The following is a 20414-nucleotide window of genomic DNA, read 5'->3' on the forward strand; positions in this document are numbered from 1 at the left end:
ACCAAAGAGGGGGAGAAAGGATAAAAAGCTATCACCCGCTCATTCCTTCGCTCAATTCATTTTCCAGTATGTTGCTTATCTCCTCTACGGTTCTCTTTGCAGAGGTGCTCTCGTCCCTCGGGGTGTGCATATAACCCTCGTAGGACTTGAGGGAATCCATTATGTCCTCTATATCCTTCTTGTTCACGGTGAACTCCTGAACCACGTACTTCCCGTCGGCCTCGATCCGGATCTTTCCGAGCAGATCCTGGAGGCTCTTCACGAAGTCTTCAGGAGCCCCGGCCATTCCAAGGCCGAGGGTTGTGTTGGCTAGGGTTATTAGGGCGTTGGCGTTCTTGACGACGCTCTTAGCGGTTGCCTCGTCCTCAGCCCTCAAAACGGTCTTCACCGAATACTCTTCCCCGGCAACCTTGAACTTAAAGGCCCCGTACTCCATCTTGCCGGCGAAGCTCAGCATCCTGGCCTCGGCCTGGTTAAGATCCCCGAACTCGCGCCTGCTGATGGATCCGAGGAAGTACTTGATGTCGTACACCAGGATCAGGTTCCCGGAGCCAACCTTGTCCACAACGTCCTCGTATCTCTCGGCCCACTTCCCCTTCCCGTTCTTGAGGTCCACTATGTCCTCGATGAGCCCAACGCTGGATCCCAGGACTATGTAACCGTCACCGAGGGCAACGCCAAAGTTCTCGCCTGAGTCAGCGCTGTAGTAGATCTTCGCACCCCCGTACTCCTTGACCTTCACGTTGGTATCGGCCGTAGCGTTCTTGATCTTCTCCTCCACCCTGCTGGTGTCTATGCTGCCCTCGGCGTAGATGGCAAAGAGGGGCTCCTCATAGTCTGACTTCGGGAACTTCGTAATGACGAAGATAACCCTCGAAACATCGTCGGGATCCATTCCAAGCTCCTTCTCTATCTCAGATTTGGCATCTATGTACGCGTCGTACACGGACCCGTCCTCGTAGGGGATCTCCTTCATCAAGTCCTTCAGGTCGTCGAGGGTAGAGGCGTCAAAAACCCCTGCCAATACCGCATCCTCAGGGACGAGCTTAAGCCAGTTCTTCTCGCCCGAGCCCCCGCCGGTGCACCCGCTTACCACAACGGTTCCAAGCACGACTACAAAAACCAGAAAGACTGAGACAAAGCGTTTCCCTCCCCAGACCATCTTACTCACCTCTGTTCTAATCATGGTATTCAACTCCTATGTCTGGCGGTGACTACTATTTATATTTTTCCCCGACCGCAAGGTTATTATCCCCACTTGCCTAGCAACTTGAGGTGATCTAATGAAAGTCGGCGTGGTCTTTGGCGTAAGTGAGCTAGCGGAGCCGGCCCAGTTCGAGAAGAAGGCCTCGGATTTTCTCACGAGACTGGCCGGGGAGTTCGAGGTCATGGGCGGCCTTTTCGTCTCGAAAAAAGCTGATTTCAAAGCCGTTAAGGAGGAAGCTGACTTCAACGAAGCGGACGCGATAATCCTGTATCCCCTAACCGGCGGCACGGAGAACGGGCTGAAGGAGTTCGTGGTCTACAGGAAGCCAACCATCGTGTACGGCGACCCCTTCAACAACTCCCTCGCGGCCGGAATAGAGCTTAGGGAGTACTTTCGCGAGAGGCTTATTCCCTCGACCCTTGTCAAGGACTTCAACGAGCTTAAAGCTGCCTTGCTCGGGTACGAGGACATGAAAGAAACCCTGGACAAGTTCCTGAGAATGCGCATAGGCCTGATAGGCAGGGTTTCGCCTTGGCTAATAAACGAGCGCTTTGAGCTCCCCTACACGAAAATAAGCCTCAAGAAGTTCTACGAGTACTACGACGCTGTTGCGGACGAGGAGGGCTGGGAGGCCGTTGAAGGCATAGTCTCCAAAGCGGCCGAGATCAAGGAACCGGACAAAAAGGCGCTGATCAAGGCGGGCAGGATATACGTGGCGATAAAGAGGATCCTTGAGGATTACAGGCTGAGCGGCTTCACCATAGGCTGCTTCGACCTCATAGGGAAGATAGGCTCGACCCCCTGTCTGGCCTTAGCCATGTTCAACGCCCTGGGGGTCCCGGCGGCGTGCGAGGGGGAGCTCAACTCGCTCCTGGGAATGATGATAGCGAGGCTCTTCTTTGACAAGCCGGCCTTCATGGGCAACATAGCTGACTACGATGAGAGCCACGTCCTGCTAGCCCACTGCACCGCGCCTCTCATCGGGAGGTACGTCCTCAGGAGCCACTTCGAGAGCGGAACCGGTGTCGGCGTTGACGTCCAGCTGCCGAAGGGGAAAGCAAGTCTGCTCAAGATACGCGGGAGAAAGGCCGTCGTCGCCGGCGTTGAAGTTGTGGGCCAGGAGCACAGCAACATGCGCTGCAGGACGCAGGTAAAGCTCAGAATCGAGGACGCGATGGACTTCATCGACGGGACGCTCGGGAACCACCACCTGCTGGTATACGTCGACAGTGAAGAGCTCGCGGATCTGCTCAGCGAGCTGGGCTTTGAGGTCATGCTCTACTGAGGGCCCTTTTGCGTTCCCTTTTTCTCAGCCTTCTAGAACGAGGATAAAAAGAAAAGGGCTCAGTCCCTCTTCCCAAAGAACTTTATGCCGAGTACCGCCGCCAAACCAATGCCCACCGGGATCGGGTGGAGCGTGGCCGAGAGCAGGCCGACCAAAGCCAGCAGAACCCTGAGCTCCTTTCTTATGTGGACGCTAAACCAGCCGGTCAGGCTTATTGCCAGGATGTACATAACGAGCAGCGTTGCCCCGAAGTCGTAGATGACAGTTAGTGCGGTCTTTACCGTCCAATCCTGGACCGTTATGAGGAACATCTCTGGATGGGTGAAGTAGATGTACGGGCCGATGTAGCCCGCCAGTGCGTACTTCACTGCGTTCAAGGCAGTCTTCCAGAAGTCTCCTCCCGCCAAAGCCGAGCCCGCATAGCTCGCCAGCGCCACGGGTGGCGTGACATCGGCCAGTATCCCGAAGTAGAACACGAAGAAGTGAGCCGCTAGGAGTGCTATCGGCGTGCTGAAGCCCGGAACCGATGAGCTGTAGGGCTGGAGCCCGAGGACAGCGTTGTATATGGCCGGCGCTGCAACGAGGGACGTTATGATGTAGTTGGCCGTCGTCGGGACGCCCATTCCGAGGATGAGGCTGAAGACCATCGTCAGGAGGAGGAGCAGCCAGAGGTTACCAGCGGTGAGGTCAACGAGGCGGTAGCCGAGGCTCGTGACGAGGCCCGTCATCGTTAGGACGCCCTGTATGAGGCCAGCACTGGCGGCGGCAAGCATGACGCTCGTGCTCGTCTTACCCGCGTCGATCATGGACTGGTAGGTCGCCTCGTACATCTTCCTTCCGTCCTCGCTCTTTGAGACGTAGCCGACTATGAGGGAGAACACTATTCCCATAACGCCGCTCATGAGGAGTATCTGCTCCTTCGACATTCCAAGGAACTTCGTCATGGCCGTGAAGAGTATGAAGAGCAGGCTGATGTAGAGCTTCTCGTTGAAGCCGACGAGGTCGCTAACGAAGGCTAGAACCACAAGGGCCAGGGCAAGGAGGAGCATAACCCCTCCCGCTAGAGTTGCCATTGACCTCCCCGTGAACATGAGGAGAGTCGTAAGGAGGACTATGCCAACGTAGAGCCCCTCGTGTCCCTTTATCTCGTCCTTGGCCACCCACGCCACCCAGATAGCCACTCCTAGGGAGGATATTGCGGAGATGTGAGGCGGGATCCCCCAGACGAGCGCGACGGTGATGACGAGTATCGGAAGGAGGATGTAGAGCTTCCTGAGGAAGTACCTGAGGGGGGCGAAGTGCTCCGACGGCATGCCCTTGAGGCCGAGCCTCTTCGTTTCGAGGTCTATGAAGAGGTAGACCCCGGAGTAGTACACCAGCGCCGGAATGACCGCGGCTATTATGAGCTTGTTGTAGGGAACCCCGAGGAACTCGGCCATGATGAACGCGGCCGCACCCATTATCGGGGGCATGAGCTGACCTCCAGTGGAAGCCACTGGCTCGACGGCACCGGCTATCTCCGGAGGATAGCCCGCCTTCTTCATGAGGGGTATCGTAAACGTTCCCGTGGTGAGGACGTTGGCGACGCTCGAACCGCTGACTGTTCCCATCAGGCCACTGGAGACAACGGCCGCCTTCGCAGGTCCGCCGGGCCTCTTTCCAAAGAGCGTTATCATGAACTCGGTTATGTAGTCGCTTATGCCTATCTTAAGGAGGAAAGCACCGAAGAAGACGAAGGCGAAGACGTAAGTCGTCATGACGAAGAACGGGATCCCGAAGATACCCTCATCGAAGTAGAGCTGCTGAGTGAAGCGGATCCAGTCGAACCCGAGATCGCGTATGCCGTAGATCAAAAAGACTAGAACCACGGTTGGAAGAACCCAGCCCAAGACCCTCCTGGTGGCTTCAAGGACGAGGATTATCGCCAGAACCCCGAAAACCACGTCCTGCGTGTAGACGTCGGCAAACTCCGCGTACCTCTGGTAGACCGCGAAGAGGTAGAGAGCGGAGATGGCCCCCAGTATGGCAAGGATGTAGTCGTAAACGGGTACTCTCTTCAGTTCCTTCTCGGTTTTCCTGAGGGGGTAGAGGAGGTACGTTATAAGGAGGATCATGGCCAGTACGAAGGCCTCCCCCTGCTTCGGCTGGAAGGTCGTCCTCAGGATCCCGATGTGGATGCCCATCCTGCTGAACATGTCGTAGAGCGTGTAGTTGAAGTTGAATATGAAGAGGATCTCGTAGATACCGATGAGAACGGCGGCGGTTTTTATCACGAGCTCCAGCTTCGGCGTGAGGGTTCTGGTCCTTTCAATAACAACCTCGGCCTTCTCCCCTTCGAGCTCCTTCAACTCCTTCGGTTCCTTATCAACATCGGGCATCTCAGCACCTCCCTATGAGTGTTTCAAACAGCATGCAACGTTTGACCCTGAACTTAACGAGGGTCTCCTCTTTAATGGAAAACGCCAACTTGCCGTTGACCTTTATTTTAGCATGGTTGAGGGGGATGAACCAGAAGTCCAGACTCTTTCCCAGGGGGATGTCTATCCTCTTCACGTAAAAGCCGTCTTGCATGTACTGGATGTCCTCGGGCAGTCCCGCACCGAAGTCCTTCCACCACATCTCCCTAGCGTAGAGACCGCTTGAGTTGGCCTCCAGAACCTCTCTGACTTCGCTCCTCTCGACGCTGTGGACGTAGTCTATCTCCACCCTAACATCCCCCAGGCGGTATACGCGTGATGAGTGCCCATCGCTTATTACGAGGGCATAAGACGGAACCAATAAGGGCACCAGCAGCAGGAACAGGAAAAGAAGGGGAAGAGGTCCCCTCAACGACCTCACCCGCTTCACGGCTTGAGCTCGGCCGGAACGCTAATGCCCTTCTCCTCGTAGTACTTGATGGCCCCTGGGTGGAGCGGGATGCTCATACCGTCGAGGGCAGTGTCGAGGCTTATGTACTTGGTCTTGGCGTGGACCTTGTGGAGCTCGTCGAGGTTGTCGAAGAGTATCTTGGTCATCTTGTAGACGACGTCGTCCGGTAGGTCTGCGCTTACCGCGAGCATTGCCTTAACGGCCAGCGTTGGGGTGTCCTCGTTCATTCCGTTGTAGGTGTCCTTCGGGAGAACCTGACGGACGTAGAAGATGTACCCCTGGGACTTCAGCTTGTTCAGGATGTCGTCGGGGATCGGGAGAACCCTAACGGGAGTCTGAACAGCTATCTGGTTGACGGCAGGGGTGGGGGCTCCAGAGACGATAACCGCGGCGTCTATCTGCCCGAGCTTCAGGCTCTGGGCGGCCTCACTGAACTTCTGGTTGACCTTCTCGATGCTGTCCCAGACACCGGCAGCTTTAAGTATCTGCTCCGCGGCAACCGCTGTACCGCTTCCGGCTGCACCTATGGCGACCCTCTTGCCCTTAAGATCCTCGAGGCTCTTAATGTCGCTGTCCGCCCTAACGACGAACTGGACGGTCTCAGGATAAAGGGCCGCAACGCCGCGGATTTTTGTCACTGCCTTCCCTTCGAACATGTAGAGACCCTTGTAAGCGTAATACGCAACGTCGTTCTGCAGTATGGCAGCCTGGGCCTTACCTTCTCCTATCGCCTTGGCGTTTGTGACGCTGGCTCCACTCGTCACGGCCTTGGCCTTAACGCCGTTCTTATTGAGTATCTCGGCGTACTTCGAGCCGAGCGGGAAGTAAACACCGCTCGTTCCGCCGGTGTATATGGTTATGGTTCCAGTGTAGCCCCCACTAGAGCTGGAGCTCCCCCCACCGGGGCTGCTTGAGGAAGTTTTTGTTTCTCCGCCTCCGCCAATGCAGCCGGCGGCTACGACGGCAAACACCAGCACGACTATCAAACCAACCGCTTTCCACTTCATGTCCCTTACCTCCAAACATGTCGTTCAAACAACTAAACAGTTCATTAACATCAAAAGATGTGAGCACGCCCGTTTATATACTTTACGTTTACCAACGGGTAAATCGATCATTTTTCATGAATTCCGTCCGTTTCCAAAATTTTATTGGGCTCAGATGAATATCTCTTAGAGCGGACTTCGAACGAGTGTACTTATGATGCCACGAGGCTTAGTTTTTGCCGCTTTTTTGTTTAAACACGTCTCGATCCCCAAACGTTTAAAAGAGAACGTGACTACCATCTCCTGAAAAATCCTCGGAGGCGAGGGGATGATACTTCAGGTTGCACTCGATCTGACTGACATAGATCAGGCTCTTTCTATTGCCGAGAAAGCCGCCCGCGGCGGTGCCCACTGGCTCGAAGTTGGCACACCGCTCATCAAGAAGGAGGGAATGCGCGCGGTCGAGCTCATGAAGAGGCGCTTCCCGGACAGGAAGATCGTCGCCGATCTAAAGACCATGGACACCGGTGCCCTCGAAGTCGAGATGGCGGCGAGACACGGTGCGGACGTTGTTTCTATCCTCGGAGTTGCCGACGACAAGACAATAATGGACGCGGTTGAAGTGGCCAGGCGCTACGGGATAAGGGTCATGGTAGACCTCATAGGCGTCAAGGACAAGGTGAAGCGCGCCAAGGAACTCGAGAGGATGGGCGTTCACTACATACTCGTCCACACGGGCATAGACGAACAGGTTCAGGGTAAGAGCCCGCTCGAGGACCTTGAGAAGGTCGTAAAGGCCGTCAAGGTCCCGGTCGCGGTTGCGGGCGGCCTGAACCTCGAGACAATTCCAAAGGTCATAGAGCTCGGTGCAACGATAATAATAGTCGGCGGGGCCATAACGAAGGCCAAAAACCCAGAGGAGATCACCAGGAAGATAATAGACCTCTTCTGGGGCGAGTACATGATGACCATAAAGAAGGCCATGACCGACATAACTGACCACATAAACGGCGTTGCCGAAAGCCTCAAGCTGGAGCAGGTTCGCGGCTTCGTCGACGCCATGATAGGGGCCAACAAGATATTCATCTACGGCGCCGGGAGGAGCGGTTTAGTTGGCAAGGCCTTCGCGATGCGCCTGATGCACCTCGACTTCAACGTCTACGTCGTCGGCGAGACGATAACGCCGGCCTTCGAACCAGGGGACCTTCTCATAGCGATAAGCGGCTCTGGAGAGACCAAGAGCATAGTCGACGCCGCGCAGATAGCGAGGGCGCAGGGCGGGAAGGTCGTAGCGATAACATCCTACGCGGTCTCTACGCTGGGCAAGCTGGCGGATGTAGTTGTCGAGATACCCGGCAGGACGAAGAGCGACGTCCCGACCGACTACATAGCGCGTCAGATGCTCACGAAGTACAAGTGGATCGCCCCGATGGGAACTCTCTTCGAGGACTCGACGATGATATTCCTGGACGGCGTGATAGCACTCCTCATGGCCACCTTCCAGAAGACCGAGAAGGACATGAAGAGGAAGCACGCGACGCTCGAGTGAATCCCTTTTTCCCTTTCTCCACTTCATCCCAAAGGTCAACTTTATTAATTCCCCCTCCGTTCTAATCGTTAGGGGAAAGAAGTGATAGGGTTCACCCACGTTTTTGCTGGAATAGGCGGCGTTGGGGCCAACGTGGTCGATGGAATAACGTCCGACGTGGTCAAGGTTAGGGTAAACCCCGGGCACTACCTCCTGAGGACGAGGGTTTACAGGGAGAGGATAACCTCGTTCTTCTCTTCCCTCCCCGAGAACACCATCCTGTGGATAGTAACTGAGGACAAGCCCGTTAACGTTGAGATACTCCAGCTGATGACCGAGAGCAGTCCGGAGGGCTCTACCAAGCTCGCCTACGTCTTCACGCCGAAGAGGGAGCTGGTGAAGGAAGAGAAGCCCGAGTGGGCGGATGGATTCGATACTGTGTTCTACGACTCCCTCTGGGAGTTCCTCGACGAGAGGACACCCCTAGCCGAGGCCTACGAAAAGGCCTCGGGGGTCATAGCAAGAGCCATTACGCACCTCCACAAAAACCTCGAGAGCCAGATGCTCATAAACGTAGACTACGCCGACTTCTTCACGGTCGTCAAAGGAGGGAACGTGGGTATACTGCGCCTCCTCAGGAGGGTGGACTTCGACTGGCACTGGGGCCTCTGGGATCGTGGCATCGTCGTTACACTGGCCAGGGATGACGTCGCTCTTAAAGAGGCACACTCGGTCCTCAAAAGGTTCCACGACCTCCTGAGGAAGAAGGACATAATATGGGGGATGGCGACAGAGAACGGGATCCAAAGCAGGATGGAGATACTGGCGTTACTGGTAAAGACGTGGGAGGACGGTGAAGATGACGGGAAGGATAAAGGCGGTGCTGTTTGATATAGACCACACCCTCCTGACCGAGATGCCGCTTATCCAGCTCTTCCTTCCCCAGGTCTACGAAAAGCTTTCGAAGAGGCTTGGGATCAGCAAGGAGGAGGCCAGAAAACGCTTCCTCGATGAGATATTCGCTAGGAGGGAAACCTACGACTGGCACGACTGGAACTTCTTTTTCAGGCTCTTCGGGCTGGACATGAGGTACGAGGAGATACTCCGGAGGTACCCCCACAAACTCCAGGTCTACCCCGACACAGTCCCCGTTCTTGAGTGGCTGAGGGAGGAGGGGATAAAACTGGGCGTCGTCACGAGCGGGCCGGAGTATCAGAGGCTCAAGCTGGAACTCACGGGGCTCTCAAAGTATTTCGACGTGGTCGTCACGAGGGACGACGTTGGGACCATAAAACCGGACCCCAAGATATTCCTCTACGCCCTGGAGGCCCTTGGGGCCGAACCCCCCGAGGCGCTCATGGTCGGGGACTCCCTCTGGCAGGACGTGTACGGAGGAAAGAACGTGGGGATGAGGAGCGTCTGGATAGCGAGGGATGGGGGAACGGATTACCACCTCGCGGACTTCAGGGTAAGGACCCTTCACGAGCTGAGGAAAATAGTGGAGGTGGTGGAATGAGCGGAAAGCCGATATTTGAGGAGGAAGGGGTTTTCGTGAAGTACGAGGAGAAGAGGGTCAGGCTGGAGAACGGCCAGGAGCTGACGCACAGGAGTGAAGAGCCCACCGAGCTCTGGTGGAGGCTTAAGGAGGCCGTGAAGGGAAAGAAAGTTAAAATCGTTGTCTACGAAGCGGAGGAAAACGGTCGATGATAGCGCACCTCATAAACACTGACGTCGGCGGGAGGGGGGTTCTGAGGCTCTACCTGGAGTACCGGAGGAGGAACTTCGACTTCCTCAAGGATTCGGCCTCCCTCATGCTGGAGAACGCGGAAAGAGTTCTCATAGTGACGGGGTTCCCAATACCCCCGAAGATGATCGCCGAAACCGACGGTCCGCCGGGGGCCCTGGCGGTAGCTCAAGCGATCGAAAGGCTGGGCGGGAAGGCTGAGATACTGACCTATCCCGAGGTGGAGACAGCGCTGAGGCCCTTCGGGGTAAATTTCGCCCGGAATCCAGACCCATGCGACTATTCCCTCCTCGTTGGCATCGAAACCCCCGGAAGGGGAAGGGACGGAAAAGCGAGGTCGATGAGCGGGGCTGTGATAGAGAGGGAGCTCTTTGACCGGGTTTTTATTGAGGCCAGGGAAACGGGGATACCCACAATCGGCATCGGGGACGGGGGAAACGAGGTGGGAATGGGGAAGGTGATGGATCTGGTCGCTGGGAACGTACCACTGGGAGAGAGGATAGCCAGCACCGTGGAGACGGACGAGCTCGTGCTCTCGGCCGTCTCGAACTGGGGTGCCTACGGGCTCGTGGCGGAGGCATCGATAGAGGCAGGGGAGAACCTGCTCCGGGACTGGGACGAGGGAAAAGTAATCGGGGCTATGGCCAGCGCCGGGCTGATAGACGGTGTTACTAAAAGGGCAAGCGCCAGCGTCGACGGCATCTCCCTAAGCCTCCACACCAGGATGGTTGAGCTTTTAAAGGGGATTGTGGGTGAGGCCCTGGGGTGAGGTAATGAAGCTGGAGGAGTTCATACCCGACGAGAAGAGCAGGGCATTGATAGAGAGGACGCGCGAGTTCGCCAAAAGCTTCTTCGAGAGGGAGGGAACCCACGGCTTCAGCCACGTAGAGCGCGTTTTTAACCTCTGCCTACACCTCGGGAGGGAAGAGGGCGCAGATCTTGAAGTGCTTGCCTTGGCGGCCCTCCTCCACGACGTTGCAAGGCCCCTGGAGGACTCGGGCAAAATCGAGGATCACGCGTTGGAGGGGGCTAAGATAGCCAGGAGGTTTCTAAGGGGCCTCGGCTATCCGGAGGAAAAGGTTGAGGAGGTCGCACACGCCATAGAGGCGCACCGCTTCTCCCGCGGCCCTGAGCCGAGAACTCTGGAAGCTAAGATCCTGAGCGACGCCGACAAGCTCGACGCCATAGGGGCGATAGGGATCGCTAGGGTCTTCATGTACTCGGGCGAGCACGGGAGGGACGTAGAGGCCTCCCTGAGGCACTTTGAGGAGAAGATACTGAAGCTCAGGGACCTCATGTACACGGAGGCCGCCAGGAGGGTCGCGGAGGAGAGGCACCGCTTTACAGAGGAGTTCATCGAGAGGATAAGGAAGGAGATCGAGGGGGAACTTTAACTGTTCCCGCCTTTTTCTTCCCGGTTTCCGGGCATAATAAGGTTTTTAAAGACCTCCCGGAATTTAGTTTAACCCGTTCATGGTCATTCTGAGGAGGTGAGAGGATGAAGGCGCCGATCTGTGAGGTGTGTCTAAAAACTGACGGTATTCTCTGCCCCGCTGACGAGAAGAAGCTCCAGGAAGGTATAATATCAGAGCTCGACGTTAAAGTTTCGAGGCTTCTCTACAGGCTTCTCGGTGACGTTGACGTGGAGTTCAAGAAGGCAGTGGAGGCAGGGGACCTGATCGTCATAGTCGTCGGGAAAGGGGACGTCCCCATCGTCATAGGGAAGGGCGGAAAGAACATAAAGACCCTCGTAAAGGAGCTCGGGAAGAGGGTCAGGGTTATAGAGGGCATCGAGGCCAAGAGCCCGGAGGAGCTCAAGAAGCTGGCAACGGACCTCTTCTACCCGGCGGGGGTCTTCGGGGTCAACGTAGTCTACAAGCCGGGCGGCGGCCAGTACTACAAGATCCTCATCCCGAGAAGAGAATCGAAGAAGCTCCCGGAGAAGCCAGAGCTCCTCGAGAGCATCCTCTCCCAGATAGCCGGAAAGGAAGTAAAGATCTCATTCATTTGAGGCTTTTTTCACTTTTCTACTGGCGCATTCTTCCGTACTCACCGAAGAACGCCCGTGAAACTATTTCTCAAGAGCCAATAGAATACCTTTAAAAGCTCGCCCCTACTCCTTCAGGGGATGAACCATGTACAGGACGCACTACTCGAGCGAGATCACCGAGGAACTCAACGGCCAGCGCGTTAGGGTTGCCGGCTGGGTGTGGGAGATCAAGGATCTGGGAGGAATCAAGTTCCTCTGGCTGAGGGACAGGGAGGGGATAGTCCAGATAACCGCTCCGAAGAAGAAGGTAAGCCAGGAGATCTTCAAGCTCATCCCGAAGCTCAACAGCGAGGACGTTGTAGCGGTGGAAGGCATCGTCAACTTCACGCCCAAGGCGAAGCTAGGCTTTGAAATCCTGCCGGAGAAGCTTGAGGTCCTCAACAGGGCTGAAAGCCCGCTCCCGCTCGATCCCACTGGTAAGGTCAAGGCGGAACTCGACACCCGCCTGGACAACCGCTTCATGGACGTCAGAAGGCCCGAGGTAATGGCGATTTTCAAGATACGCTCGAGCGTTTTCAAAGCGGTTAGGGACTTCTTCCACGGCGAGGGCTTCATAGAGATCCACACGCCGAAGATAATCGCGACGGCGACCGAGGGCGGAACAGAGCTCTTCCCGATGAAGTACTTCGAGAAGGACGCCTTCCTTGCCCAGAGCCCGCAGCTCTACAAGCAGATTATGATGGCCTCTGGCCTGGACAGGGTCTACGAAATAGCGCCGATTTTCAGGGCCGAGGAGCACAACACGACCAGGCATTTAAACGAGGCCTGGAGCATTGACGCCGAGATGGCCTTCATCGAGAGCGAGGAGGAGGTAATGGAGCTACTCGAACAGCTCGTGGCTCACACCATCAACTACGTCCGCGAGCACAACGCGAAGGAGCTTGAGATACTCAACTTCGAGCTTGAAGAACCTAAACTGCCCTTCCCGCGCGTGAGCTATGACAGGGCACTTGAAATCCTGTCTGACCTCGGCAAAAAGATAGAGTGGGGAGAGGACATAGACACTGAGGGAGAAAAGCTCCTCGGAAAGTACATGCTCGAGAACGAGAACGCTCCGCTCTACTTCCTCTACCAGTACCCGAGCGAGGCCAAGCCGTTCTACATAATGAAGTACGATGACAGGCCAGAAATCTGCAGGGCCTTTGATCTGGAATACCGGGGAGTGGAGATAACCTCCGGCGGCCAGAGGGAGCACCGCGTTGATGTGCTTGAAGAGCAGATAAGGGAGAAGGGACTCAATCCAGAGAACTTCGAGTTCTACCTCAGAACCTTCCGCTACGGCATGCCGCCGCACGGCGGCTTCGGCCTCGGTGCGGAGAGGCTGATAAAGCAGATGCTCAACTTGGCAAACATCCGCGAGGTCATCCTCTTCCCGAGGGACAGGAAGAGGCTGACCCCCTAATCCACAACGCCTTTATACTTTTTCGTCGTTTTTATCTCAGCACGGACGGAGGCGAGTCGTGATGCTAAAAGGTAGAATTAAAGTTCTCCCGGTTCTGTTCGTCCTGCTCCTGATCCCGTTCTACGTCCCGGTGGCTGGAGCTGAGAGCACTGTGAAGGCAGAGATATCGCCGATAACACTCGGTCTCGGCGACAGCGTCCAGATAGCCAACTACACGATCCAGTTCTACGACGTGAGCACGAACTGGAGCCTCGTGACAGTCCGCGTCTCATACAGTGGAGGTGCACAGCTCCTATTCCTGAAGGAAGGCGAAACCGGCTACTTCCCCTCCAAAGACGCCGAGATCTTCGAGGTGGCCGTGAACGCGATAGACAGGGAAAACGGGAGGATAACGATATCGATAGCCTCACCCCTTAGAAAAGTCCGCAGTGGGGTTCAGATGACCCCCGGGGAGACTATAGTACTGAACAGGAACGCGATGATAAAGCTCGTCTCGTCCTGGACCAACGGGGCCTCGATAGGGGTCAAGCTCCCGCCCCTCAAGGACTTCCTCCGGTTCAACCTAGTCAAGGGGCAGATGAGGAGCTTCGACTACGGTCTCTCCCCGGGACTCCCCTACGTCAACTACCTCGGCGTCCAGCTTGTTGACGCCACCCCTGAGGCCGCGGTCCTTAACATCTACCTCCCGGCACTGGACGCTGAGAACCTGACCCTGAAGAAGATCCCGGCCGGAAACGGCTCACAGCCCGCCCCAGAGGGACCAACGCTATACTTTGAAGCTTACAGGGGGTACATTCTCTTCAACGAGACCGCAACGGTGGAAACCGAGAAGGGTACTGTAACCCTGCAGGTGTCCGAGGTGTCCGGTGGAGCGGGAGTAATAACGAGGATCGGCTTTTACATCAGGTTCAGCGCCGTCAACGGAACCGTTGTATCGAGAAAAATCGCCCTAGAGCCCGGTTCCGGCCCGGTTCAAGTTCCGGGAATACCGGTCATGATCTCCCTTTACGGAGCCGATCTGGAGCACCGCAGGGTTGACATCGGCATATACGCCCCAACGGGCTCGACAGTCTCAGTACCGCCGAGGCCTGCCAACGTAAGCGTCTCGGTGAACGCGGTACCGGAGAAGCTTTTAGTCGGCAGGGAGGTGGCCGTCTACATAAAAGTCGCCAACGAAGGGCCGGGCACAGCTCACAACCTCATCGTGGCCGCGCCGATCCCCAGCGGCTTCGAGTTAGTCGGCAACGAGACCGGGTGGTCCGTCGGGGACCTCGGCCCCTACTCAGAGGTGCCGGCCATGGTCTACGTCCTCAGGTCAACGGTTCCAGGGGAGTTCAAGATCTCCGGAATAACCGCAACCTACTACAGCGAGTCAGGGGACAGGGTCCAGGTAAACTCGACGCCGGTGGTCGTTAGGGTGTACGGCGTTCCCGGACTCAGGGTTACGGTACTCGGCTCCAACGCAACCTCAGGGGGAAGCTCCTACGTCCACGCTGAGAACGGAAGCTCTGTGAACGTTTTCTTCAACCTCTCGGCAGTTGGGAGCAGTCCGGATTTCGAGTACATCACTGACGCCGTCCTGCACCTGGACTACCCCGAGGGAATAGCGGGTCCAGCCCTCATAGACCTCGGCACCGTTAGGGCAGGGGAAAACGTCGAGAAGAGCCTCCAGGTCAGGCCGCTAGAAACCGGCCGCTTCCCGATAAGGGCATCGATAACCTACAAAGACCCGCTCGGTGGGGAGCACGAGCTCGACCTAGGAACCGTCCTGGTGGTCGACACCGTTCCCCCCAAGGTCGTAGTCAAGGAGAAGATCGTCCACGTCTACCCGAGCGAGAGTGAGCTTCCGGGCTTTGTGAACGAGAGCCTGAAGAACTCCACGAACCAGAGAGGCCTGGCCAAGGCACTATACGGCGTGATCTCCCCCTACCTTCCGAAGGAGACCAACTACTGGAAGATAACGGCAGTGGTTCTGGCAGTCTTGACCATCGTACTCGCCTACCTGGCCTACGGCTACTACCGCGAGGTCCAGACCTTCAGGAGGTTCCTCCTCAGGAAGCGCAAGAGCAGGCCCGGAGGACTGCCAAAGAAGTGGAAGAGGGACGAGCTGGAAGTCCTCCTCAGGGAGCTCCGCCTCGAGCTCGTCCGCGAGAGCTTGCCCGGTGAGGGAGGAAAACAGCAGGAGAGAAAGGTTTGACCTTTTTCCAAAATTTTTAAAGGGGATCCCTCAAGCCATCCTCGGTGTCACTCATGACGGTCTTCAAGTACAAGCAGGTCATAGTCTCGCGGAAGGACTTAAAGCTCAGCAAGGGTAAGTTCGCGGTCCAGGTTGCCCACGGGGCCGTTACGGCTGCACTCAAGGCCCAGAAGGAGAGGCCGGAGTGGTTCAGGGCCTGGTTCCATGAGGGGCAGAAGAAGGTCGTGGTGAAGGCCGAGAACCTAGAGGAGCTCTTCAAGCTCAAGGCAGAGGCGGAAAAACTAGGCATCCCGACGGCCCTCATAAGGGACGCGGGCTTAACAGAGATTCCCCCCGGAACGATTACGGTTCTGGCCGTTGGTCCCGCCCCGGAGGAGCTGGTGGATAAGGTAACCGGACATCTGAAGCTGGTGTGAGGCATGGACTACCGCGAGTTCTTCTCCCAGTTCCATCACTTGAGCGAGACTCCCGGGATAGGCGGGAGGATAAAGGCTCGGCCTGAGGACTTTTTAGTCATAGAAGACCCCCTGCCTTCCATCTTCGAGGGAAGAAAGCACGCGGTTTTTCTCCTCAAAAAGAAGAACTGGGACACGATGACAGCTATAAAGGAGATAGCCAAAAGGGCAGGGATAAGGCACCGCGATGTAGGCTTCGCCGGAACGAAGGACAGGCACGCGGTGACCTACCAGTACATAAGCGTGCCTGCCCAAGCGAAGGAGAAGGTTGAGGGCGTTCAAATAAGGGACATCGAACTGAGGTTCGTCTCCTACGGTCGCTTCATCAAGCTCGGTTACCTCCTCGGGAACCGCTTCAGAATAATCGTAAGGGATACCTCTGAGAAGGCCTTTGAGAGGACGAAGGAAATAGTTGGCGAGCTCCGTGAGAAAGGGGGCTTCCCGAACTACTTCGGCTACCAGCGTTTTGGCGAGAGACGCGTTGTGAACCACCTTATCGGTAAGCTCCTCCTTCAGGGAAAATTTGACGAGGCGGCGAGGCTCTTTCTCGGCTACGCCGACGGAAGTATGGAGGGGGACGAGGCGAGAAAGCGCTTCTGGGAGACCGGCGACGTGGACAGGGCGCTGGAGGAGTTCCCCAACTTCCTGAGATACGAGAGGACCATGCTCCACCGCTACAAGGAAACCGGAAGCTGGAGGAGGGCCTTCTTAAGCCTGCCGCTCCCGATAATGCGCATCTTCATCCACGCCTACCAGAGCTACCTCTTCAACCTCTACATTTCGAGGCGCATTGAGGAGGGGCTGCCCCTCAACGAGGCTCTCGTTGGAGACATCGTGGTTCAGGTGAAGGGGAGAATCCCATACCGCGACAGAACCTACCGCGTTACTGAGACCAACGTTGACTTCGTGAACGAGAAAATAAGGAGAAGCCAGGCCATGGTTTCTGGACCCCTCTTCGGCTTCGCCATGAGGCGTGCGAAGGGCATACCTGGGAGGCTCGAGGAGGAGATCCTCGAAGAGGAGGGACTTTCACTTGAGATCTTCAAGAAGCTCCCGAAGCCGATGGCCGAGCCCGGCGGGCGGAGGGAACTCTTGATAAGGCCGCTCGGGCTGACTTACGGCTACGTTCCCAAAACTGGCATGTGCTTCCGCTTCTTCCTTCCCAAAGGTGTTTACGCCACGAGCGTCCTGAGGGAGATCATGAAGGATCACTGAAGGAAAGGTTTAAAAAAGGAATCCGCTTTTCTACCTTGACAACTCGATGAACGATGAGGATTCCGGAGGGATGAAAGATGGCGAAGCCGAGCTACGTCAAGTTTGAGGTTCCGCAGGAGCTCGCTGAGAAGGCCCTTGAGGCTGTCGAGCTCGCTCGCGACACCGGAAGGATAAGGAAGGGCACCAACGAGACGACCAAGGCCGTTGAGAGGGGCCAGGCCAAGCTCGTTATCATAGCCGAGGACGTTGACCCGGAGGAGATAGTTGCCCACCTCCCGCCGCTGTGCGAGGAGAAGGAGATACCGTACATATACGTCCCGAGCAAGAAGGAGCTCGGTGCCGCCGCCGGGCTCGAGGTTCCCGCTGCCAGCGTTGCCATCATTGAGCCCGGCAAGGCCCGCGAGCTCGTTGAGGACATCGCTATGAAGGTTAAGGAGCTCATGAAGTGAGCTCCTTTTCCCCTTCACTCGTGGAAAGGTTTAAGTTCATCTCTGCGAGGGAAACTTTTAGAGGTGTGAGAAATGAGCGACGAAGGATACCCGGCTGAGGTTATCGAGATAGTCGCAAGGACCGGCGTCACCGGTGGCGTTACTCAGGTCAAGGTTCGCGTTCTTGAGGGCCGCGACAAGGGCCGCGTCATCAGGAGGAACGTCAAGGGCCCGGTCCGCGTCGGCGACATAGTCATACTCAGGGAGACCGAGCGTGAGGCGAGAGAAATCAGGAGGAGGCGTTGAAGATGGCCCGCTGGAACGTCTGCTCCTACTGCGGAAGGGAGTTCGAACCTGGAACGGGCAAGATGTTCGTCAGGAACGACGGCAGAGTCCTGTTCTTCTGCTCCAGCAAGTGCGAGAAGCTCTATTTCATGGGACGCAATCCCAGAAAGCTCAAGTGGACCAAGGCCTTCCAGGAGGCCAGGCTCCAGAGGGCCAAGAGGAAGTGATTTCCTTCTTTTCCTCCGATTTTGGCGTTTTCTATTGAGACCCGTTGATCGTTCTCCAAAAAACCTATTAACCGGTTTTCCATTCTACAACTGGTGTTGCCTATGGCCGACAAGCAGATAGAGCGAACCCTCGTTATTCTGAAGCCCGACGCCGTTGTAAGGGGACTCATGGGCGAAATCATAAGCCGTTTTGAGAAGAGGGGCCTCAAAATCGTCGGGATGAAGATGATATGGATCGACAGGGAACTTGCCGAGAAGCACTACGAGGAGCACAAGGGCAAGCCCTTCTTCGAGGGACTTATAGACTACATCACCAAGGCCCCGAGCGTCGTCATGGTGGTTGAAGGGCGCTACGCGATAAGCGTCGTCAGAAAGATGGCAGGCGCCACCGACCCAAAGGACGCTGAACCTGGAAGCATACGCGGCGACTATGGCCTCGATATAGGCGATTCAATATACAACGTCATTCACGCCAGCGACAGCCCTGAAAGCGCTGAGAGGGAGATAAACCTCTACTTCAAGCCCGAGGAGCTCTTCGAGTACTGCAAGGCGGCGGACTGGTTCTACCACACCCACGCGAGGGCGAAGAGGGAGTACCTCGACAGTATGAACTGCCTGGAGCGCTAGAACTTTTCTCCGGCTTTCTCCATTGGTTTTTCTTCCTGATCTCCTACGCGCCGAACCCTTTAAAAGCTCCCACCTGAGTTAGTGTCAGAGGTGAGAGAAATGACGAAGAGGATTAGACAGCCCATCATCGCGGTTCTCGGACACGTGGATCACGGAAAAACCACTTTGCTTGATCGTATTAGAAATACTAATGTAGCGCGTAAAGAAGCCGGCGGAATAACCCAGCACATAGGCGCGACAGAAGTTCCCATCGATACGGTTAAACAGCTCGCTGGACCTCTCATCAAGCTCTGGAAGGGCGAGATAAAACTCCCCGGACTGCTCTTCATCGACACGCCCGGTCACGAAGCCTTCACCAGCCTGCGTGCCCGTGGTGGAAGTTTAGCGGACCTCGCGGTCCTCATAGTGGACATCAACGAGGGCTTCCAGCCCCAGACGATAGAGAGCATCGAGATCTTAAGGAAGAACAGAACGCCCTTCATAGTTGCGGCGAACAAGATAGACAGGATAAAGGGCTGGAAGGTCGAGGAGGACGAGCCTTTCCTGGTCAACATCAAGAAGCAGGACCAGAGGGCGCAGCAAGAGCTCGAAACTAAACTCTGGGAGCTGATAGGGAAGTTCTACGAGATGGGCTTCCAGGCGAACCGCTTCGACCGCGTCCAGAACTTCACGCGCGAATTGGCGATAGTCCCGATCTCCGCCAAGTACGGCATTGGCGTCCCCGAGCTTCTGGTTCTGATAGCTGGTCTCAGCCAGAAGTATCTAGAGGAGCAACTGAAGATAGAGGTCGAAGGACCGGCGAGGGGCACGATCCTCGAAGTCCGCGAGGAGCTCGGATTGGGAACCACCATAGACGTCATCGTCTACGACGGGACCCTGAGGAAGGACGATACCATAGTAGTCGGCGGAAAGGACAAAGCCATAGTCACCAAAATCCGCGCCCTGCTCAAGCCAAAACCCCTCGACGAGATTAGGGATCCGCGCTTCCGCTTCGACCAGGTTGACGAGGTCACGGCTGCAGCGGGCATAAAGATAGCCGCGCCCGGTCTTGAAGAGGCCCTAGCGGGTTCACCCGTCATAGCCGCCCGCTCCGAGGAGGAGATCGAGAAAGCCAAAGAAGAAATCCTGAGCCAGATACAGAGCGTCGTAATAAGCACAGGAAAGGTCGGCGTCATAGTAAAGGCAGACACCCTCGGCTCGCTTGAGGCCCTGAGCAAGGAGCTTGGCGAGAAGAACATCCCGATAAGGAAGGCTGACGTCGGGAACATCAGCAAGACCGACGTGATGGAGGCCCTGAGCGTCAGGGACGAGGATGAGAAGTACGGTGTGGTTCTCGGCTTCAACGTGAAGGTGAACGAGGACGCCGAGGAAGTAGCGAAGGCCAAGGGCGTCCCCATCTTCGTCGGCAACATCATCTACAGGCTCATAGAGGACTACGAGGCGTGGGTCAAGGAGCAGGAAGAGAGGAAGAAGCGCGAACTCCTAAAGAACGTGACCTTCCCGGGAGTTATCCGCCTCTACCCGGACGAGCGCTACGTCTTCAGGAGGAGCAAGCCGGCAATAGTCGGCGTTGAGGTCGTCGAGGGCAGGATAAGGCCCGGCGTTGTCCTCATCAAGCAGAACGGGGAGAAAGCGGGGGTTATAAAGTCCATAAAGAACAAGAACGACTTCGTCCAGGAGGCCAAGAAGGGCGACGCCGTCGCGATAGCAATCGAGGGAGCTATCGTCGGCAGGCACATCCATCCAGGGGAGACGCTTTACGTGGACGTAAGCAAGAACGACGTCATCCTGCTCGCCAAGCAGCTCAAGAACGAGCTTGACGAGACGGACATAAAGGCACTGAAGATGACGGCAAAAGTAAAGGCCCAGAAGGATCCCTTCTGGAAGGCCGTCTGATTCTCCTCATTTTT

21 protein-coding genes are annotated in these 20414 nt (G+C 56.3%); 17 read left to right on the top strand and 4 right to left on the bottom strand.

Translation table 11 applies throughout. The features are described 5' to 3' along the window. Positions 1-31 precede the first annotated feature (31 nt). On the bottom strand, positions 32-1162 hold the full coding sequence (locus ACZ5AM_RS01150; RefSeq protein ID WP_464915151.1) for a hypothetical protein: 1131 nt from the start codon (positions 1160-1162) through the stop codon (positions 32-34). Positions 1163-1283: 121 nt separating this feature from the next. Between ACZ5AM_RS01150 and ACZ5AM_RS01155 the strand changes: the two genes are divergently transcribed. Continuing rightward, complete coding sequence (locus ACZ5AM_RS01155) at positions 1284-2492, top strand: hypothetical protein (protein WP_464915152.1); 1209 nt, start codon at positions 1284-1286, stop codon at positions 2490-2492. Positions 2493-2551: 59 nt separating this feature from the next. Here ACZ5AM_RS01155 and ACZ5AM_RS01160 read toward each other — a convergent pair whose 3' ends face one another. The 3 genes from ACZ5AM_RS01160 to ACZ5AM_RS01170 are packed head-to-tail and all read right to left on the bottom strand — an operon-like array spanning position 2552 to position 6367. Then, entirely contained in the window at positions 2552-4870 is a 2319-nt protein-coding gene (locus ACZ5AM_RS01160) for a TRAP transporter permease (protein WP_464915153.1), read from the bottom strand. Between the two features lies 1 nt (position 4871). After that, positions 4872-5279 carry a DUF1850 domain-containing protein gene (locus ACZ5AM_RS01165; protein WP_464915856.1) on the bottom strand — a complete coding sequence of 136 codons (408 nt, stop codon included), beginning with the start codon at positions 5277-5279 and terminating at the stop codon, positions 4872-4874. A gap of 56 nt (positions 5280-5335) precedes the next feature. After that, positions 5336-6367, bottom strand: coding sequence for a TAXI family TRAP transporter solute-binding subunit (locus ACZ5AM_RS01170; RefSeq protein ID WP_464915154.1), 1032 nt, complete (start codon positions 6365-6367; stop codon positions 5336-5338). A 307-nt stretch (positions 6368-6674) separates the two neighbouring features. On the opposite strand from ACZ5AM_RS01170, the gene hxlAB reads away from it, so the two are divergent. The 16 genes from hxlAB to infB all read left to right on the top strand — a co-directional run bounded on the left by hxlAB (position 6675) and on the right by infB (position 20400). Continuing rightward, positions 6675-7895, top strand: coding sequence for a bifunctional 3-hexulose-6-phosphate synthase/6-phospho-3-hexuloisomerase (hxlAB, locus tag ACZ5AM_RS01175; protein ID WP_464915155.1), 1221 nt, complete (start codon positions 6675-6677; stop codon positions 7893-7895). A gap of 81 nt (positions 7896-7976) precedes the next feature. After that, positions 7977-8765, top strand: a complete 789-nt coding sequence (locus ACZ5AM_RS01180) for an FtsZ/tubulin family protein (RefSeq protein ID WP_464915156.1) — start codon at positions 7977-7979, stop codon at positions 8763-8765. Further along, positions 8734-9390, top strand: a complete 657-nt coding sequence (locus tag ACZ5AM_RS01185) for an HAD family hydrolase (RefSeq protein ID WP_464915857.1) — start codon at positions 8734-8736, stop codon at positions 9388-9390. The genes ACZ5AM_RS01180 and ACZ5AM_RS01185 overlap by 32 nt, the downstream gene beginning before the upstream one ends. Then, positions 9387-9581 carry a hypothetical protein gene (locus tag ACZ5AM_RS01190; RefSeq protein WP_464915157.1) on the top strand — a complete coding sequence of 65 codons (195 nt, stop codon included), beginning with the start codon at positions 9387-9389 and terminating at the stop codon, positions 9579-9581. Before ACZ5AM_RS01185 ends, ACZ5AM_RS01190 begins: the two co-directional genes overlap by 4 nt. Next, complete coding sequence (locus ACZ5AM_RS01195) at positions 9578-10387, top strand: glutamate cyclase domain-containing protein (protein WP_464915158.1); 810 nt, start codon at positions 9578-9580, stop codon at positions 10385-10387. The genes ACZ5AM_RS01190 and ACZ5AM_RS01195 overlap by 4 nt, the downstream gene beginning before the upstream one ends. Before the next feature lie 4 nt (positions 10388-10391). Continuing rightward, positions 10392-11012, top strand: a complete 621-nt coding sequence (locus ACZ5AM_RS01200) for an HD domain-containing protein (RefSeq protein WP_464915159.1) — start codon at positions 10392-10394, stop codon at positions 11010-11012. A 104-nt stretch (positions 11013-11116) separates the two neighbouring features. Then, positions 11117-11629, top strand: coding sequence for a KH domain-containing protein (locus ACZ5AM_RS01205; RefSeq protein WP_464915160.1), 513 nt, complete (start codon positions 11117-11119; stop codon positions 11627-11629). Positions 11630-11753: 124 nt separating this feature from the next. Then, positions 11754-13070 (top strand): aspartate--tRNA(Asn) ligase, encoded by a 1317-nt coding sequence (gene aspS, locus ACZ5AM_RS01210; RefSeq protein ID WP_464915161.1) that lies wholly within the window; start codon positions 11754-11756, stop codon positions 13068-13070. A gap of 61 nt (positions 13071-13131) precedes the next feature. Next, positions 13132-15267 carry a COG1361 family protein gene (locus ACZ5AM_RS01215; protein ID WP_464915162.1) on the top strand — a complete coding sequence of 712 codons (2136 nt, stop codon included), beginning with the start codon at positions 13132-13134 and terminating at the stop codon, positions 15265-15267. Positions 15268-15320: 53 nt separating this feature from the next. Continuing rightward, positions 15321-15683 (top strand): peptidyl-tRNA hydrolase Pth2, encoded by a 363-nt coding sequence (gene pth2 / locus ACZ5AM_RS01220; RefSeq protein WP_464915858.1) that lies wholly within the window; start codon positions 15321-15323, stop codon positions 15681-15683. A gap of 3 nt (positions 15684-15686) precedes the next feature. Then, the gene (truD, locus tag ACZ5AM_RS01225; RefSeq protein WP_464915163.1) at positions 15687-16937 is read left to right on the top strand and encodes a tRNA pseudouridine(13) synthase TruD; all 1251 of its coding nucleotides are present in this window, start codon (positions 15687-15689) and stop codon (positions 16935-16937) included. Between the two features lie 77 nt (positions 16938-17014). Next, a complete protein-coding gene (rpl7ae, locus tag ACZ5AM_RS01230) occupies positions 17015-17386 on the top strand; it encodes a 50S ribosomal protein L7Ae (RefSeq protein ID WP_464915164.1) in 372 nt (123 codons plus the stop codon). A 72-nt stretch (positions 17387-17458) separates the two neighbouring features. After that, positions 17459-17671: a 30S ribosomal protein S28e gene (locus tag ACZ5AM_RS01235; RefSeq protein ID WP_062370580.1), complete on the top strand. Its 213-nt coding sequence runs from the start codon at positions 17459-17461 to the stop codon at positions 17669-17671. A 2-nt stretch (positions 17672-17673) separates the two neighbouring features. Further along, positions 17674-17877 carry a 50S ribosomal protein L24e gene (locus ACZ5AM_RS01240; RefSeq protein ID WP_297064335.1) on the top strand — a complete coding sequence of 68 codons (204 nt, stop codon included), beginning with the start codon at positions 17674-17676 and terminating at the stop codon, positions 17875-17877. A gap of 102 nt (positions 17878-17979) precedes the next feature. Then, a complete protein-coding gene (gene ndk / locus ACZ5AM_RS01245) occupies positions 17980-18504 on the top strand; it encodes a nucleoside-diphosphate kinase (protein WP_464915859.1) in 525 nt (174 codons plus the stop codon). Between the two features lie 90 nt (positions 18505-18594). Further along, positions 18595-20400, top strand: a complete 1806-nt coding sequence (gene infB / locus ACZ5AM_RS01250; RefSeq protein WP_464915165.1) for a translation initiation factor IF-2 — start codon at positions 18595-18597, stop codon at positions 20398-20400. The last annotated feature ends 14 nt before the right edge of the window (positions 20401-20414 follow it).

The sequence above is a fragment of the Thermococcus fumicolans genome, from assembly GCF_055386755.1.

Bases quoted from the DNA above. Each gene is read 5' to 3' on its own strand.
- ACZ5AM_RS01150 (WP_464915151.1), bottom strand. From the start codon at position 1,162: ATGGTCTGGGGAGGGAAACGCTTTGTCTCAGTCTTTCTGGTTTTTGTA.
- ACZ5AM_RS01155 (WP_464915152.1), top strand. From the start codon at position 1,284: ATGAAAGTCGGCGTGGTCTTTGGCGTAAGTGAGCTAGCGGAGCCGGCC.
- ACZ5AM_RS01160 (WP_464915153.1), bottom strand. From the start codon at position 4,870: ATGCCCGATGTTGATAAGGAACCGAAGGAGTTGAAGGAGCTCGAAGGG.
- ACZ5AM_RS01170 (WP_464915154.1), bottom strand. From the start codon at position 6,367: ATGAAGTGGAAAGCGGTTGGTTTGATAGTCGTGCTGGTGTTTGCCGTC.
- hxlAB (WP_464915155.1), top strand. From the start codon at position 6,675: ATGATACTTCAGGTTGCACTCGATCTGACTGACATAGATCAGGCTCTT.
- ACZ5AM_RS01185 (WP_464915857.1), top strand. From the start codon at position 8,734: ATGACGGGAAGGATAAAGGCGGTGCTGTTTGATATAGACCACACCCTC.
- ACZ5AM_RS01190 (WP_464915157.1), top strand. From the start codon at position 9,387: ATGAGCGGAAAGCCGATATTTGAGGAGGAAGGGGTTTTCGTGAAGTAC.
- ACZ5AM_RS01195 (WP_464915158.1), top strand. From the start codon at position 9,578: ATGATAGCGCACCTCATAAACACTGACGTCGGCGGGAGGGGGGTTCTG.
- ACZ5AM_RS01200 (WP_464915159.1), top strand. From the start codon at position 10,392: ATGAAGCTGGAGGAGTTCATACCCGACGAGAAGAGCAGGGCATTGATA.
- ACZ5AM_RS01205 (WP_464915160.1), top strand. From the start codon at position 11,117: ATGAAGGCGCCGATCTGTGAGGTGTGTCTAAAAACTGACGGTATTCTC.
- aspS (WP_464915161.1), top strand. From the start codon at position 11,754: ATGTACAGGACGCACTACTCGAGCGAGATCACCGAGGAACTCAACGGC.
- ACZ5AM_RS01215 (WP_464915162.1), top strand. From the start codon at position 13,132: ATGCTAAAAGGTAGAATTAAAGTTCTCCCGGTTCTGTTCGTCCTGCTC.
- pth2 (WP_464915858.1), top strand. From the start codon at position 15,321: ATGACGGTCTTCAAGTACAAGCAGGTCATAGTCTCGCGGAAGGACTTA.
- truD (WP_464915163.1), top strand. From the start codon at position 15,687: ATGGACTACCGCGAGTTCTTCTCCCAGTTCCATCACTTGAGCGAGACT.
- rpl7ae (WP_464915164.1), top strand. From the start codon at position 17,015: ATGGCGAAGCCGAGCTACGTCAAGTTTGAGGTTCCGCAGGAGCTCGCT.
- ACZ5AM_RS01235 (WP_062370580.1), top strand. From the start codon at position 17,459: ATGAGCGACGAAGGATACCCGGCTGAGGTTATCGAGATAGTCGCAAGG.
- ACZ5AM_RS01240 (WP_297064335.1), top strand. From the start codon at position 17,674: ATGGCCCGCTGGAACGTCTGCTCCTACTGCGGAAGGGAGTTCGAACCT.
- ndk (WP_464915859.1), top strand. From the start codon at position 17,980: ATGGCCGACAAGCAGATAGAGCGAACCCTCGTTATTCTGAAGCCCGAC.